14 protein-coding genes and 1 riboswitch are annotated in these 15632 nt (G+C 44.0%); of the genes, 9 read left to right on the top strand and 5 right to left on the bottom strand.

Going from position 1 to position 15632, the window contains the following annotated elements; genetic code table 11:
- From D8791_RS07860 to mgtA, 3 genes are all read left to right on the top strand, one after another.
- A complete protein-coding gene (locus tag D8791_RS07860; RefSeq protein WP_125447187.1) occupies positions 1–1167 on the top strand; it encodes a MalY/PatB family protein in 1167 nt (388 codons plus the stop codon).
- A gap of 52 nt (positions 1168–1219) precedes the next feature.
- Positions 1220–1375, top strand: a riboswitch (M-box (ykoK) riboswitch).
- A 148-nt stretch (positions 1376–1523) separates the two neighbouring features.
- Positions 1524–2135, top strand: coding sequence for a glutathione S-transferase family protein (locus D8791_RS07855; protein ID WP_125447185.1), 612 nt, complete (start codon positions 1524–1526; stop codon positions 2133–2135).
- Between the two features lie 157 nt (positions 2136–2292).
- Entirely contained in the window at positions 2293–4953 is a 2661-nt protein-coding gene (mgtA, locus tag D8791_RS07850; RefSeq protein WP_125447183.1) for a magnesium-translocating P-type ATPase, read from the top strand.
- 68 nt (positions 4954–5021) lie between these two features.
- On the opposite strand, the gene zwf is transcribed toward mgtA, so the two are convergent.
- From zwf to D8791_RS07825, 5 genes are all read right to left on the bottom strand, one after another.
- Complete coding sequence (gene zwf / locus D8791_RS07845) at positions 5022–6485, bottom strand: glucose-6-phosphate dehydrogenase (protein ID WP_125447181.1); 1464 nt, start codon at positions 6483–6485, stop codon at positions 5022–5024.
- Between the two features lie 121 nt (positions 6486–6606).
- Complete coding sequence (locus D8791_RS07840) at positions 6607–7971, bottom strand: MFS transporter (RefSeq protein ID WP_125447179.1); 1365 nt, start codon at positions 7969–7971, stop codon at positions 6607–6609.
- Between the two features lie 207 nt (positions 7972–8178).
- Positions 8179–8994 carry a TIGR03943 family putative permease subunit gene (locus D8791_RS07835; protein ID WP_125447177.1) on the bottom strand — a complete coding sequence of 272 codons (816 nt, stop codon included), beginning with the start codon at positions 8992–8994 and terminating at the stop codon, positions 8179–8181.
- Positions 8991–9896: a permease gene (locus D8791_RS07830; RefSeq protein WP_125447175.1), complete on the bottom strand. Its 906-nt coding sequence runs from the start codon at positions 9894–9896 to the stop codon at positions 8991–8993. The genes D8791_RS07835 and D8791_RS07830 overlap by 4 nt, the downstream gene beginning before the upstream one ends.
- Positions 9893–10030 carry an SPJ_0845 family protein gene (locus D8791_RS07825; protein WP_125388326.1) on the bottom strand — a complete coding sequence of 46 codons (138 nt, stop codon included), beginning with the start codon at positions 10028–10030 and terminating at the stop codon, positions 9893–9895. Before D8791_RS07825 ends, D8791_RS07830 begins: the two co-directional genes overlap by 4 nt.
- Before the next feature lie 170 nt (positions 10031–10200).
- On the opposite strand from D8791_RS07825, the gene D8791_RS07820 reads away from it, so the two are divergent.
- The 6 genes from D8791_RS07820 to lgt all read left to right on the top strand — a co-directional run bounded on the left by D8791_RS07820 (position 10201) and on the right by lgt (position 15627).
- On the top strand, positions 10201–12333 hold the full coding sequence (locus D8791_RS07820; protein ID WP_125447173.1) for a Tex family protein: 2133 nt from the start codon (positions 10201–10203) through the stop codon (positions 12331–12333).
- Complete coding sequence (locus tag D8791_RS07815; RefSeq protein ID WP_125447171.1) at positions 12320–12769, top strand: SprT family protein; 450 nt, start codon at positions 12320–12322, stop codon at positions 12767–12769. The genes D8791_RS07820 and D8791_RS07815 overlap by 14 nt, the downstream gene beginning before the upstream one ends.
- Before the next feature lie 102 nt (positions 12770–12871).
- Positions 12872–13144 (top strand): PspC domain-containing protein, encoded by a 273-nt coding sequence (locus D8791_RS07810; RefSeq protein WP_015605217.1) that lies wholly within the window; start codon positions 12872–12874, stop codon positions 13142–13144.
- Between the two features lie 140 nt (positions 13145–13284).
- Entirely contained in the window at positions 13285–13776 is a 492-nt protein-coding gene (locus D8791_RS07805; protein WP_125447169.1) for an NUDIX hydrolase, read from the top strand.
- A gap of 143 nt (positions 13777–13919) precedes the next feature.
- Positions 13920–14855, top strand: a complete 936-nt coding sequence (gene hprK, locus D8791_RS07800; protein ID WP_048792079.1) for an HPr(Ser) kinase/phosphatase — start codon at positions 13920–13922, stop codon at positions 14853–14855.
- Positions 14848–15627, top strand: coding sequence for a prolipoprotein diacylglyceryl transferase (gene lgt, locus D8791_RS07795; protein WP_125447167.1), 780 nt, complete (start codon positions 14848–14850; stop codon positions 15625–15627). The genes hprK and lgt overlap by 8 nt, the downstream gene beginning before the upstream one ends.
- Positions 15628–15632: the final 5 nt, after the last annotated feature.

The following is a 15632-nucleotide window of genomic DNA, read 5'->3' as shown; positions in this document are numbered from 1 at the left end:
ATGGGAAATTATAACTTTGAAACAGCACCCAATCGGATTGGTCAGCATACTTATAAATGGAAAGAGGCGGAGAAAGACAGTCAAGTCCTGCCAGCCTGGATTGCGGATATGGATTTTGAAGTCCTGCCTGAAATCAAGCAAGCCGTCTATGACTATGCGGATCAGTTAGTCTATGGCTATACCTATGCTAGTGAGGAGTTGATCAATGCTGTTCTAGCTTGGGAGCGGGATGAGCATGGTTACACATTTGACAAGGCAGCCTTGGTCTTTATCGAGGGAGTTGTTCCTGCTATTTCGACGGCTATCCAAGCCTTTACCGATGAAGGCGATGCTGTTCTAATCAACACTCCTGTTTACCCGCCTTTTGCTCGCAGTGTCAAGCTCAATAATCGTCGGTTGATTACTAATTCTTTGATAGAGCAGGACGGTCTTTTTCAGATTGACTTTGAACAGTTGGAGCAGGACATCGTAGACAATGAAGTCAAGATTTACGTGCTTTGCAATCCGCATAATCCTGGCGGTCGAGTTTGGGAAGAGGACGTTTTAGAGAAGATTGGTCGTCTCTGCCAAAAGTACGGCGTTCTCGTAGTTTCAGATGAGATTCACCAAGACTTGACGCTATTTGGACATAAACACCAGTCTTTCAATACTGTTTCACCTGATTTTAAGGACTTTAGCCTGATTCTAGCCAGTGCGACTAAGACCTTTAATATTGCTGGGACAAAAAATTCCTATGCAGTGATTGAGAATCCTAGCTTGCGACAAAAGTTTCAAAAGCGCCAACTGGCCAATAACCAGCATGAAATTTCGGGTCTTGGATTTTTAGCGACGGAAGCTGCCTATCGTCATGGCAAGCCTTGGTTGACAGAGCTCAAGGCTGTCTTAGAGGAAAATATTGATTTTGTAGTCGATTATTTTGCTAAGGAAGCGCCACGTCTGCGGGTCATGAAGCCTCAAGGGACTTATCTGGTTTGGCTGGACTTTTCAGATTATGGACTGACAGATGATCAGCTCTTCCACTTGCTTCGAGAAGAGGCTAAGGTTGTCCTGAATCGGGGAAGTGATTTTGGCCAAGAAGGCAAAGGACATGCTCGTCTCAATACAGCTGCGCCAAAGACTATGATCAAAGAGATTTGTCGAAGGATTACGGAAGTTTTACCAAAATAAAATAAAAATAGCTCTCTTTATTGACAATCTTTCTAAAGAGGAGTATAGTAATAGTGTCAATCGGTAGGTGAGGCTACCATAAGGATACGGATGACTACCGCAAAGCAGTGGAGACACTACTCGTTGGTCAACAGTTCTGATCGCAAAGGTCAAGACTAAGCTCATTTCATCGCCTTATGGAGTTAAAGCTTGAACGGTGAATGCTTGTTTTATCTATGTTTAAAACAATGAAGCGAACAACCTGACATGCAAACAACCCTGCCCAGAATTGGCAGGGTCTTCTTTTTTGCTAAAAATATTTCAAGAGAGTAAATAGTTGATTGCCTGCCTCTTAAGAAAAAGAAGGAGGAATAGTAATGAAATTATGGTATTCTAGTACCAGTCCTTTTGCGCGTAAAGTCTATGCTACAATTTTACACCATCATTTAGAGGAGCAAGTGAATATTCAGAAAGTTCAGGTGGCTTTCGACAAAAATTCACCGCATAATCAAGATAATCCTTTGGGTAGAATTCCTGCTTTTCAAGCTTCCAATGGAGAATGGTTGTATGGTAGTGATTTAATTTCCCAATATTTAGACGAGCTAGGTCAGGAAACTCCGCTTTTTCCTAATGGAATGGAGAAGTGGCACGTTTTAAACATACTGTCCGTTGCTGAAGGAATTTTGGAAAACACAATGCCGATGGTTGCGGAAAAAATTTTTCATGAAAAAGAGCATTGGTGGAAAGACAGACATCAGCAAATTGAAGAGAGAAATGTCCGGAGTTTGGCTTTATTAAAGAAACTGGCTACTGAGCAAGGACTTTCTTTAAATATTGCAACAATCCAAATAGTTGCTCTTGTAGATTGGTGGAAATTACGTGAAGAAGTTATTGGATTTTCTTTGAAAGACAATTTTCCCAACTTGCAAGAATGGACCCAGAAGATGAATGCTACTTTTGATGTCTTGCAGGCATCTTGGGATTATTAACTGCTTTTATAAACTAAGAAAGGAGAAGTACGATGCAAATTGACGATCATCCGGAACCGCACATACACAGCCAATCGCTGATTTGTGTCGTTCTGTCCTCATAAAGTGATTGGTCCCTGTGTATGAAATTTATCAATCATACATAAAGGAGAAACCAATGAAAACAGTAAAAGAAAGATTAGTTGCTGCTTTGCAACTTCCTGTAAAAGAAACTTTGGCATTTTACAAGAGTTCCTTTCGGGGCCTGACAGAAGAGCAGGTCGAAGAAAATCGTGACCTCTATGGTGAAAATGTCATCACAAAGGGTCAGGAAGACTCTATTTTTAAGAAAATTTACGAATCCATCATTAACCCCTTTACAGTCATCTTATTGGTGATTGCTCTCGTGTCTTTAGTGACTAATGTTTGGCTGGCCAAGCCTGGTGAGGAAGATCCGACGACTTCCATTATTATTGTCGTTCTGGTGCTGATTTCTGGAGGCATTCGTTTTATTCAGGAATTGCGGAGCGACCGCGCTGCTAGCAATCTGTCTCGGCTGATTGTCAATACAGCTACGGTCATTCGAGAAGGAGTAGAACAAGAACTTCCCATTGATGAGCTAGTTGTAGGGGATATCATCAAACTTAGTGCTGGAGACATGATTCCTGCAGATGTGCTGCTGCTGGACTCGCGTGATTTCTTTGTTCAGCAGTCCGGCCTGACAGGGGAAAGTGATGCAGTAGAGAAGATCTGTTTGACCAAGGCGGATGGTCAAAATCTCGATAGCCTTTTAGAAACAGAGTCGCTGGCTTTTATGGGAACCAATGTTATTTCCGGAAGAGCTACAGCTCTGGTGCTGGTGGTTGGCGATGAGACCATGATGGGAGCCATTGAACAGACGCTTAATACCTATGATGAGCCGACCTCTTTTGAGCGCGAGATGAATAGCATTTCCTGGCTCTTGATTCGCTTGATGCTGGTCATGGTTCCGGTTGTGTTCTTCATCAACGGTTTGACAGACGGTGACTGGCTGGAAGCAGGTGTCTTTGCCCTCAGCGTTGGGGTCGGCCTGACCCCAGAAATGCTGCCTATGATTATCACAGCGAGCCTGGCTAAAGGTTCCATTATTATGGCTCAGGAAAAGGTCGTGATTAAAAAGCTGAATGCCATCCAAGACCTAGGAGCTATTGATATCCTTTGTACGGATAAGACAGGCACACTGACCCAAGACGAGATTGTATTAGAATACCCGCTGGATATTCATGGTGATTTGGACTTGGCAGTACTCCGTCGTGCCTTTCTCAATTCCTACTATCAAACTGGTCTCAAAAATCTCATGGATCGGGCTATTATCAATCGGACAGAGAAAGAAGCCGAAAAGCATGAGATTGTCCGTAATCTAGACCAAACCTTTAAGAAAATTGATGAACTGCCCTTTGACTTTGAACGTCGTCGCATGAGTGTCATTGTCAAGGATGATGAGGATGTTATCAGCATGGTGACCAAGGGAGCTTTGGAGGAAATGCTGGCCATCTCTAGCTATGTAGAATACAAAAATCGTATTACAGAACTGACTGAGGAGATTCGTCAGGAAATCCTCGCTGAAGTGGCCCAACTCAATGAGCAAGGGCTGCGCGTACTTGGTGTTAGCTATAAGTCAGACTTAGAAGAAGATTATGAGTATGAAGTGAAGGATGAGTCCGATATGATTTTGACGGGCTATCTGGCCTTTCTAGATCCACCTAAGTCATCTGCGGCTCCAGCTATTGAAACCTTGGCTGAGTACGGAGTTTCCACTAAGATTTTGACGGGCGATAATGAAAAGGTTACTCAGGCAGTCTGTGAAAAGGTTGGGTTAGATGTAGAAAATATCTTGCTAGGTGTAGAGGTAGATGCTTTATCTAATGAGGAATTGAGTCAGGCAGTAGAGAACACGACAGTCTTTGCCAAGCTCTCTCCAGACCAAAAGGCTCGGATCATCCTCCAGCTCAAAGCAAATGGCCACAAGGTTGGCTACATGGGCGATGGTATCAATGATGCTCCCTCTATGAAAGTAGCAGATGTTGGTATTTCTGTTGATACAGCTGTCGATATTGCTAAGGAAACGGCAGATGTCATCCTGCTAGACAAGGATCTCATGGTTCTGGAGAAAGGGCTGGTAGAAGGGCGCAAGGTCTATGCCAACATGACCAAGTATATCAAGATGACGGTCAGTTCCAATTTTGGAAATATCTTTTCTCTTCTTTTTGCCAGTATCTTTTTGCCATTTCTGCCTATGGCACCAGTTCATTTGATTGTCCTCAATCTAGTTTATGACTTGTCTTGTATCGCTCTGCCCTTTGATAATGTAGATAGTGAATTTCTCAAGAAGCCTCATATTTGGTCAGCTAGCTCCATTACCCGTTTTATGGCTTGGATCGGGCCTATCTCATCCGTTTTTGATGTTTTGACCTATCTGGTGCTTTACTTTATCATCGTGCCTATGATCACAGGAGGTAGCTATCAAGCTGGTACTGAACAGGCAGTGACCTTTATCACTCTTTTCCAAACAGGCTGGTTTATTGAGTCTATGTGGACCCAGACCATGGTCATCTACATGCTACGCTCGCCTAAACTGCCTTTTGTGCAAAGCCGTCCTGCTCTTTCCGTCGTTGTGACGACCATGGCGGCAGCGCTCTTTGTCACTTCCTTGCCATATAGCCTCTTTGCGTCAGTTCTGAAGACTGCCCCGCTCAATGGCACCTATTTCCTTTGCCTTTTCTTGATTATCGTGCTTTATATGGTTAGCGTAACCCTTGTGAAAGGCCTTTATATCAAGCGTTACAAGGAATGGCTGTAATAGAAGGGCTAGCAGAGTTTTAAGAGTTAAAAAAAGATTGGAAAATTTTCCAATCTTTTTTGCATGCATTATTCTTTATCAGGTTGCCATTGCCAGTTTGCTCCAAATTGGGCGAGTAACTCGAAGGAGGCTTCTGGTCCCATAGATCCGACAGGATATTCATGGAGTGGTACTTGATTTTGGCTCCAGAGTTCTTCGATGCGATCGATGAGCTCCCAGCTGGCTTTTACTTCGTCCCAATGACTGAAATTAGTTGAGTCGTTATTAAGGACATCAAAAATTAATTTTTCATAAGGGTCTGGAGAAGCTCCTGAAGCTGTGGCATCTGTCCGATAATCCAATGAGATAGGAGCTAGATTAAAGAGTTCTCCAACTTCCTTGCCATTGAGGCTGAGTGAAATCCCCTCAGTTGGCTGGATATAGATGGTTAGGACATTTGGTTTGAGAGGCTCACCAAAGATGGAGTCCATTTGCTTGAAGACGATATTGGCATGGGTTCCTTTTTTGGTGAGGCGCTTCCCTGTTCGGAAGAAGAAGGGAACGTCACGGAAGCGGTCGCTATCAATGAAGAAAGCACCAGAGGCAAAGGTCTCAGTAGTAGACTCAGGATTGACATTTGGTTCGCTACGGTAAGAAATATATTTTCGACCGTTGATTTTGCCAGACTTGTACTGGCCGCGAATGAAGAAACGTTTCAAATCTTCTTCGCTTGGCTGAATGAGGCGCTCAAATACCTTGGCCTTTTCTGCTCGGATATCGTCTTTGGTAAAGCTTTTTGGCTTATCCATGGCCAATAAGGAGAGGAGCTGCAAGGTGTGGTTTTGCACCATATCACGGAGGGCACCGGATTGATCATAGTAGCCACCGCGTTCTTCAACGCCCAACTTTTCAGCAAAGGTAATCTGTACATTATCAATGTATTGGCGGTTCCAGATATTTTCAAACAGCAGATTAGCAAAGCGGATGGCAAAAATCTTTTGAATCATTTCCTTGCCCAGATAGTGGTCGATACGGAAAATCTGTTCCTCGTCAAAGGTTGCCAGTAGATCTTCGTTAAGTTTGCTGGCAGTTGCCAAATCTATCCCAAAGGGTTTTTCGACAATCAGGCGTTCAAATCCCTTTCCATCAACGATTTGCTCAGACTTGAGATGCTTAGCAATGGTTCCGAAAAATTGTGGCGCCATAGAAAGGAAGAAGAGTTTATTATTTTCTGCCTGGTATTGCTCGTTAAGCTTGTTTTGCAACTTGCGCAATTCGATATAATGCTCGGTATCTTGCACGTCATGGCTTTGATAATAAAAGTGGCTGGCGAACTCTTGAGCCTGCTCTGCACTGTCGGCTAGGTCTGAGATTGATTCGACAACGACTGACTCGAAATATTCCTTGCTCCAGGGTCTGCGGGCAGTTCCAATTACGGCAAAATGTTGCGAAAGATTGCCAGATTTATAAAGTCGAAAGAGGGAAGGATAAAGTTTTCTTTGAGCCAAGTCTCCGCTGGCACCGAAAATTGTAATAATAACTTTTGAAGACATGATATCTATTACCTATCTAAATGTGATTGTCTCTATTTTATCACAATTTTCAGAAAAATTGTATTTGAAAAATCTGGATTTGACCAAAGAAAATATCCCGAGGGAAAGTCGGGATAGAAATTTAGGCTTCTTTCTTCTGATGAATCGCTCGAAACAGGAAATAGTAGAAAATAAAGTTGCCTAGCACGAGAAGGAGCAGTAGGCTGAAGACATTGTGGACGCCGCTTGTCGTATCGGGTGCTTGATTGAGCAGGACAGCTGCAATTGCAGTTCCCAAGGCACCAGCAAAGGTTTGTGCTAGTTGAAAGAGGGCAGTAACATCCGCCGTCTTTTCTCTGCTGACTTGTGAGGCGGATAAAGCCATAGTATTGTTGAAAGCCAAGTTGCGTCCCAGGGTAAAGAGGATATAAAATCCTAAGATTAAAGGCAGATTGAGCCAGTTTGTAAAGAAACTATAGACAATCATGACCAGAAAGACTAGGCTATTGCCGCCAAGTAGAGACAATTTAGGGCCTTTGCTATCGTATAATTTTCCCAGAAAAGGCGACATAAAAGCCCCGATCATGGTTCCGGGAAGGAGGGAAAATCCAGCTTGGGCAGTGGAGACATTCTTGACCAGCACGAGAAAGTTGGGAATGAGAAAGTTGCTGGAAAGGTTGGAGAATTGGAAGATTAAAAAGGGAAGAATTCCAAAGAAAATCGTTGGTTCTTTCAAGATACGGATGTCTAGAAATGGATCTTGAACAGTCAGACTCCGCCAGATGAAAAAGGCAAAGGAAAGGAAGAAAATGGCTAGATAAAGGCAATTGACACTATCACCACCTTCTAAACTGGAGATGGTCATCAGAGAAAAGGAAAGAGCTGTGGCGAGCGAAAGAAAGCCCAGCACATCAAAGGGACGCTTGCTCTTGTCTGCCGAATTTTTTAAGTTAACATAAGCCAGTAAAAAAGAGAGAATGGGAACTGGCATGATAAAGCTGTAGATCATGTGCCAGTCGAAGGAACCAATCATGAAGCCTCCGTAGGTCGGGCCGATGGCTGGTGCTATGCTGATGACTAAGCCGCTTAGCCCCATATAAAAGCCGATTTTCTGCCGAGGGACCCGCTCCACGATGAGATTAAACATAAGTGGAATGGCAATCCCAGTCGCTCCCCCCTGAAGGATCCGTCCCAGCATAAGGGAAGTAAAGTCTGGGGCAATCATAGCAATCAGATTACCAAGGGTAAAGATGGAAAGTGAGGTAAAGAGGATGCGACGCTCCGTCCAATTGTGGGCTAGAGTTGCGCCTAAAGTTATGGTGATGGCGACGGCCAGCAGATAGCCAGTCGTAATCCATTGCAGCACTCCTAGGCTCAGACCAAATACTTTGCTGAGGTGGGGAAAGGTCACATTCATACTGGTCTCTGAAAGAATTCCAGCAAAGGTGACCAAGGCTACAGCCAGAATAGAAAGCAAATCTCGTTTCCTTACTTTTTCTTGATTCATAAAAACAACTCCTTTTCAAATGAGATAGTATTATTGTAGCATGATTTTCCAAGAGAGGAGAGAAAAAAGTTAAATAGCAACTTTAATCAAGGATCTTGTAATTTATAAAAGTTGGTCATAACAACTTAGTAAAAAGGAAAGAATGAATTGCAAGGCTTGCATATAAAAGAAACACCCATGAAAATGGATTTTCACAGGTGTTTGACTCTAAAAGACCCGATAGACGTAGGGATTGTCCGGTTTTTCTACCTTATCAAAGCTTTCAACTTCTAGAGTTGGCAGGCTTTGTCCCAGACTTTTATGGTAGTGCATGGCAAGTTTCCCCTTGGCATGAATCCAGGTATTATCCTCGAAATGCTGGGTATTTCCAGTCGTCAAGAGGCCATAGACACCTGAGTCGGCGATACAATGGATAATACCGAAGCGAAAGAGAAATTGTCTCTTCTGGTCGCTGGGGTCGTTGTAGACAAAGCCAGTGAACTCCAGCGTTTTGCCTACAAACTCGTCGGGATAATCATAGATGACCTCCATGACTTCCATGTAGTTCTCAGTCGTGACCTGAATGGTATCTTGCTTGACATATTTCTTGGCGGCAGCACGCATTTCTTTTTCGTAAGCCCCTTTGGTAAAGTAGGTGCTGGTGTCTGGCTTCAGGTATTGGCTGGTTGTGCCTTCGTCCTGCTGGACAGCTGCAGAAGTTCCCTCAGCCAGTGGGAAATGAAATCCTTTGGCCGAAACTGTGGTCGAATCCAAGGTCACAGTTGGAAATAAAATTCCCACAAAAAGCGGAATGACCAGAAGCAGCACGCTACCTAACTTGGCCCGGCGAGTGCTTAAATGACTGTGGACCTCCATCTTTTTCATCCAGATGATCAGCTGCACAACTGCCAAGATAAAGGATAGAATCATAGACAAGTATGCCAGATAGGAATAGTGGAGATTGATATATTGATTAAGCTTGCCCGTCAGCTGTAGATACATAGTAATCTCAAAGTAGCCGACTAAGATTAGAAACCGAATCATAGCACTACCCCCACAAGCCAAGAGTAAAGAAAGACGACGACGGTAACTAGGCTGATAAATTGCCAGATAAAGCGTGTCTTAAAGTAGTTCTTCATCATCAGCAGATTCTTGACATCTAGCATAGGCCCAATGACCAAGAAAGCTAAGACTGGCGCTAAACCGAAGCTAGCAATCAAGGAGCTCCCGATGAAAGCATCAGCTTCGCTGCAAAGTGAGAGCAGGAAGGACAGCAGCATGAGCAGAAAAATAGCAACAGCTGGTGTCGAGCTGATAGTGGTCAGGATTCTGGTTGGCACATAGACTTGTACTATGCTGGCGAAGAGACAGCCAAAGACCAGATAGCGGCCTGTATCGAAAAATTCGTCAATAGCCTGCACAAAGACCTGAAAAACCTTTTGTCCTTTGCTGAGATGTGAAAAGTCATGCTCATGAACAGCCTTGCGATTTTCTTTTTGGATATTGCTATCTGCAAAGAAGCCGAGAAAGATCCCTAAAAGAATAGCCACGACCATAGAACCTAAAGCACGAAGCAGAGCCATTCGGAAGGAATTTCCAAAGGCTGAGTAGGTCGCAAAGAGCACGATGGGGTTGATGACTGGAGCCGTTACCAGAAAAGGCACAGCCGTGTAACTGGGAACTTTCTTTTCCAGAAACCGGTTTATAATGGGAACAATTCCGCACTCACAGGACGGAAAGACGACGCCGATCAAGCTTCCAAAGAAAATCCGAGCCCACTTGTTCTTGGGCAGGAAACGATAAACCCTGTCTGGCGTGACATACACCTCGATAAAGCCGGAAATAATACTTCCGATCAGGACAAAAGGCAGGGCCTCAATGATAATGGAGAGAAAGATGGCTCCAGCCTGTAAGACGCTGGAAGGAAGGTTAGAAAAGAAGCTCATGCTTTTTTAGCCTTTTCTTGCGCTTCTTTTTTCTTTTTGTCATCTGGAAATTCTACTTTTTCAAGCTTGGGCAGAGTGGCAAACTCCTCGAACATCTTGTCTAAATCGTCTGTTTTGGTAAATTTCACAGCCATAAAGGCACCTCATTTCTAAAATAATAATTCTATTATACTACCAAAAGAAAAAAAATGATATTTTCAGCCATGATTGATCAGAGAGAGCAGACTCACCCTAGCAAAAAAAGATGGATTAAACTAGTCTTTATAGATTTTCCAGCTTCATATTATGATATAATAGAAGCGTTATGGAAAATTTGAATATTGAAAAAATTGCCCAGAAATTGGGCCTTAAAGAAAAACAAGTATCACAGGTCTTAGAACTGACCGCTGAGGGAAATACGATTCCTTTTATTGCTCGTTACCGTAAGGAAATGACGGGAAATCTGGATGAGGTCGAGATTAAGGCGATTATTGATTTGGATAAGAGCATGACTGCTTTGGCTGAGCGTAAAGCGACAGTTTTGGCCAAGATTGAGGAGCAAGGCAAACTAACGGATGCGCTGCGTTCTGAGATTGAAGCTGCTGAAAAGTTGGCTGATGTGGAAGAGCTTTATCTGCCTTACAAGGAGAAGCGCCGTACCAAGGCTACCATTGCGCGTGAAGCTGGCCTCTTTCCTTTGGCCCGCCTAATCCTACAAGATGCGGCTAATCTGCAGGAAGAAGCTGAGAAACTGACTAGTGAAGCCTTTCCAACATCAGAAGCTGCTCTAGCTGGAGCAGTGGATATTCTGACTGAGGCGATTTCCGAAGATACCAAGCTGCGGGCTTGGACCTACCATGAGATTCAGACAAATTCTTCTATCGTATCTAGTCTTAAAGATGGTGATTTGGATGAAAAGCAGGTCTTCCAAATTTATTATGATTTTTCTGAAAAAGTAGCGACTATGCAAGGCTACCGTACCTTGGCTCTTAATCGTGGTGAGAAGCTAGGTATTCTCAAGGTTGGTTTTGAACACAATCTCGAGAAAATTCTGCGCTTCTTTGAAGTACGTTTCAAGGTGAAAAACGCCTATATTATCGAAGCTGTCCAGCAAGCAGTTAAAAAGAAAATCATTCCAGCCATGGAGCGTCGTATTCGGACCGAGCTGACCGAGGCTGCTGAGGATGGAGCAATTCAGCTCTTCTCAGAGAACCTCCGCAATCTCCTCCTGATTGCCCCTCTCAAAGGTCGCGTAGTACTGGGCTTTGACCCAGCCTTTCGGACAGGAGCCAAGCTGGCTGTTGTGGATCCAACAGGCAAGATGCTGACGACTCATGTTATCTATCCCGTGCCACCAGCAAAGCCAGCTCAGATTGAAGCTTCTAAGAAGGAGTTGTCAGAGCTGATTGAGCAGTTTGGCGTGGAAATCATTGCCATCGGAAACGGAACGGCCAGTCGAGAAAGCGAAGCCTTTGTAGCAGAAGTTTTGAAATCTCATCCAAATGTCAGCTATGTCATCGTCAATGAGAGCGGAGCATCTGTATACTCTGCTAGTGAACTGGCTCGTCATGAGTTTCCAGATTTGACTGTTGAAAAGCGCTCAGCTATTTCCATTGCCCGCCGATTGCAGGATCCTTTGGCAGAGCTGGTTAAGATTGATCCTAAGTCTATAGGGGTTGGTCAGTACCAGCATGATGTCAGCCAGAAAAAGCTGTCTGAAAGTCTGGACTTTGTCGTTGATACAGTGGTCAACCAGGTCGGAGTTAATATCAACACCGCCAGTCCTGCCCTGCTGGCCCATGTAGCTGGTCTCAATAAGACTATTTCAGAAAATATAGTCAAATACCGGGAAACGGAAGGTTTGATTCGGTCTCGCGAAGCCATCAAGAAAGTGCCGCGTCTGGGCGCAAAGGCTTTTGAACAGGCAGCCGGCTTCCTGCGTATTCCTGAAAGTGATAACCTGCTAGACAATACGGGCGTTCACCCAGAGTCTTATAAGGCGGTGGAAGAGCTCTTTAAGCGTCTGGAAATCAGCAGTTTGGATGAAGCGGCCCAAGCCAAATTAAAGGCTGTTCAGGTTGCTAGTTTGGCTGCAGAGCTAGGTCTAGGAGAAGAAACCCTCAAAGATATTATTGCTGATTTGCTCAAGCCTGGCCGAGATTTGCGTGATTCCTTTGACGCACCAGTGCTGCGGCAGGATGTCTTGGATATCAAGGATCTGCGTATCGGTCAAAAACTGGAAGGGGTCGTCCGCAATGTCGTCGATTTCGGAGCCTTTGTGGATATCGGTATCCACGAAGACGGTCTTATCCATATTTCTAAGATCAGTAAAAACTTCATTAAACACCCTAGTCAAGTCTTATCAGTCGGTGATTTGGTCACTGTCTGGGTGGATAAACTGGATGTGGAGCGGGAAAAGGTCAATCTCTCTCTGATAGCGCCAAATGAATCTAACTAACTATGTCAAGCAGGTGTCGCTAGAAGATTTTGGCTGGGAATTTCGCCACCAAGCCTATTGGAACAAGCGTCTCCGCACGACTGGAGGACGCTTCTTTCCAAAAGATGGCCATTTGGATTTCAACCCAAAAATCTATGAAACTTTTGGGCTGGAGATTTTCCGAAAAATTGTTCGTCATGAGCTAGTCCACTATCACCTCTATTATCAAGGCAAAGGTTACCGCCATGGAGATAGGGATTTTAAAGAATTGCTCAAGCAGGTAGATGGTTTGCGCTACGCTCCATCCTTGTCCAACTCGCAAGCCTTTCTCATCTATGAATGCCTGAGTTGCGGAGCACTTATTCGTCGCAGACGCAGAGTCAATCTTCAAAAATACCGTTGCGGTCGCTGCAGAGGGAAATTGGCATTCCTAAAAGAGGAAACAAATAAAGAGTGAGCGGATTAAAAACGGATCGATGCAGAATCAGCCTTCGGGCTGATTTTTTTGTCCTGCCACTATGGTAAAATGAAGGAAAGAATGAGAGTTGAGGTCATCATCATGAAAACTAAGTTTTATAAATTAAGAAGAAACCGAGTAATTTCAGGGGTTTTGTCGGGATTGGCTGATAAATTTAACTTTGATCTTGGCTTGTTACGCTTTTTATTCATCATTTTTACAGTTTTCAATTTTGGCTTAGGAATTTTGATTTATATTTTGTTGGCTGTTGTGATGCCTTATAAGGAAGATGTGGAAGCGGAAATGTATGGAACGGGCCCTCGTAAAATGAAAGATGCCGAGCCAATCAATGATAATGACGGTTGGTTTTGGTAAAATAACAAATATAAAATTCGGGAATATTCCCGAATTTTTGCTGGATGTATAGTAAACGAAAAGAGAGAATCTAGGGAAGCGTAGCTGACTGAATCTGGAAGCTATTGCCGAAAGATGAATGATTTATCCAAGGAGGAAATATGACAGAGGTTTGGAATGCCTATGACTTGAATCGAAATCAGCTCCCGCATCTCCTAGTTCGAGGAGAAAAGATTCCTGAAGGGCAGTTTCATCTTTGTGTCAATGTCTTGGTTCGCCATCAGGATGGCGATATTCTCTTTATGCGGCGGTCAGCAAATAAAAGTCTCTATTCTGGCTACTATGAGTTTGGAGCGGGAGGCAGTGTATTGGCAGGAGAGGATAGTCAGACAGCCGCCCTACGGGAATTGGAAGAAGAAACAGGCCTGATTCCCGACAGTATAAGACTGTTGGAGCAGGTGTGCTCTGTCGAAGACCAGTGCCACTTTGATTTCTATGAAGCGGTGGTGTCTAGTGACAAGAATCAAGTTCGCTATCAGGTAGGCGAAACCGATGCTCATCTCTGGCTACCTCTAAGTGAAATACCAGCCTTTATCGAGAGCCATCCTTGCTTTCAAAATCAGAAAAGAATTCTCCAAAGATGGATAGGCTAGTTGTTTTGACTGGCCTTTTTGCTGGCTGAGATATGTTTTTATAAGCATCTAGGGAAAAATCCTGCTTAATTTCCAATCTTAAAAACTCTTTTAGGGTAAAAATTTGCTATAATAGAGAAAGATAAATTTGAAGGGAGCAGGGAATGTCTGTAAAGGTCAAAGATTTGATTGAAAAAGTCCGTTTACGCATCGTTTACGGCAGTGATGACCTCTTAGAAAAGGAGATTTCGACATCGGATATTTCGCGGCCGGGCCTTGAAATGACCGGCTATTTTGACTACTACACGCCAGAACGGATTCAGCTGATTGGGATGAAGGAGTGGTCTTATCTGATGAAGATGACGTCCCACAACCGTCATCAAGTCCTTCTGAAAATGTTTCAACCAGAAACGCCAGTTGTCATTGTGGCACGCGATTTGGAGATTCCTGAAGAAATGCGGCGAGCAGCCGAAGAAAAGCAAATCGCGATTCTTACCAGCCGCACATCAACTAGTCGTTTATCAGGGGAAATTTCTAGTTTCCTTGACTCACGTTTGGCGGTCAGAACCAGTGTTCATGGCGTATTGATGGACATCTACGGTATGGGAGTGCTGATTCAAGGGGACAGTGGTATTGGTAAAAGTGAAACTGGTCTTGAGTTAGTCAAGCGTGGCCATCGATTAGTGGCGGATGATCGGGTCGATATCTTTGCCAAGGATGAAATGACCCTCTGGGGAGAGCCTGCTGAGATTCTTCGCCATCTCTTGGAAATTCGTGGTGTCGGTATTATTGATGTGATGAGCCTTTACGGAGCTAGTGCGGTTAAGGATTCTTCACAGGTACAGATTGCCGTCTATCTCGAAAATTATGATACCAATAAGACCTTTGACCGTCTGGGCAATAATGCAGAAGAACTGGAAGTTTCTGGTGTCAGAATTCCTCGTATTCGCATCCCAGTTAAGACAGGACGCAATATCTCTGTGGTGATTGAGGCTGCAGCCATGAACTACCGTGCCAAGGAAATGGGCTTTGATGCCACCAAGATTTTTGAAGAACGACTGACTAATCTGATTAGCCAGAATGAGGTGAAAGATGCTTGATCCAGTAGCTTTTTCAGTCGGTCCCTTTAGTATTCGTTGGTATGCGATCTGCATTGTCACTGGCTTGATTTTAGCCGTTTACTTGGCTATGAAGGAAGCGCCACGCAAAAAGATGATTCCAGATGATATTCTTGATTTCATTCTGATTGCCTTTCCCTTGGCCATCCTTGGAGCGCGGCTCTACTATGTGATTTTTGAATGGTCTTATTATGGCAAGCATTCTCTGATTGAGATTTTTCAGATTTGGAATGGTGGTTTAGCCATTTACGGCGGTTTGATTACCGGTGCTCTCGTCCTCTATTTCTTTTCACAGAGAAGGTTGATCAATCCTGTTGATTTCTTGGATATTGCAGCGCCTAGTGTCTTGATCGCTCAGAGCATCGGCCGTTGGGGCAATTTCTTTAACCAAGAAGCCTATGGAGCGGTGGTCAAAAATCTTAATTATCTACCGTCCTTTATCCGCAAGAATATGTACATAGATGGTGCTTATCGCCAACCAACCTTTTTGTACGAATCCCTTTGGAATTTACTTGGCTTTGTCCTACTGCTAATCCTACGACGCCGGTCTAAATTCTTCCGTCAGGGAGAATTGGCAGCCTTTTACCTGATTTGGTACGGCTTTGGCCGGATGATTATCGAGGGTATGCGGACTGATAGTCTCATGTTCTTGGGTGTTCGTGTCTCTCAGTGGCTGTCTGCAGCCCTGATTTTACTAGGTATCGGCATTATGATTTACCAAAGAAAAAAACAAGCCCCCTATTATCAAGAATGAGAGGA

It is taken from the genome of Streptococcus cristatus, from assembly GCF_003943515.1.
GTDB lineage: Bacteria > Bacillota > Bacilli > Lactobacillales > Streptococcaceae > Streptococcus > Streptococcus cristatus_D.
The sequence above is the reverse complement of the archived record's forward strand: the minus strand, read 5'-3'. Positions and strand labels throughout refer to the sequence as shown.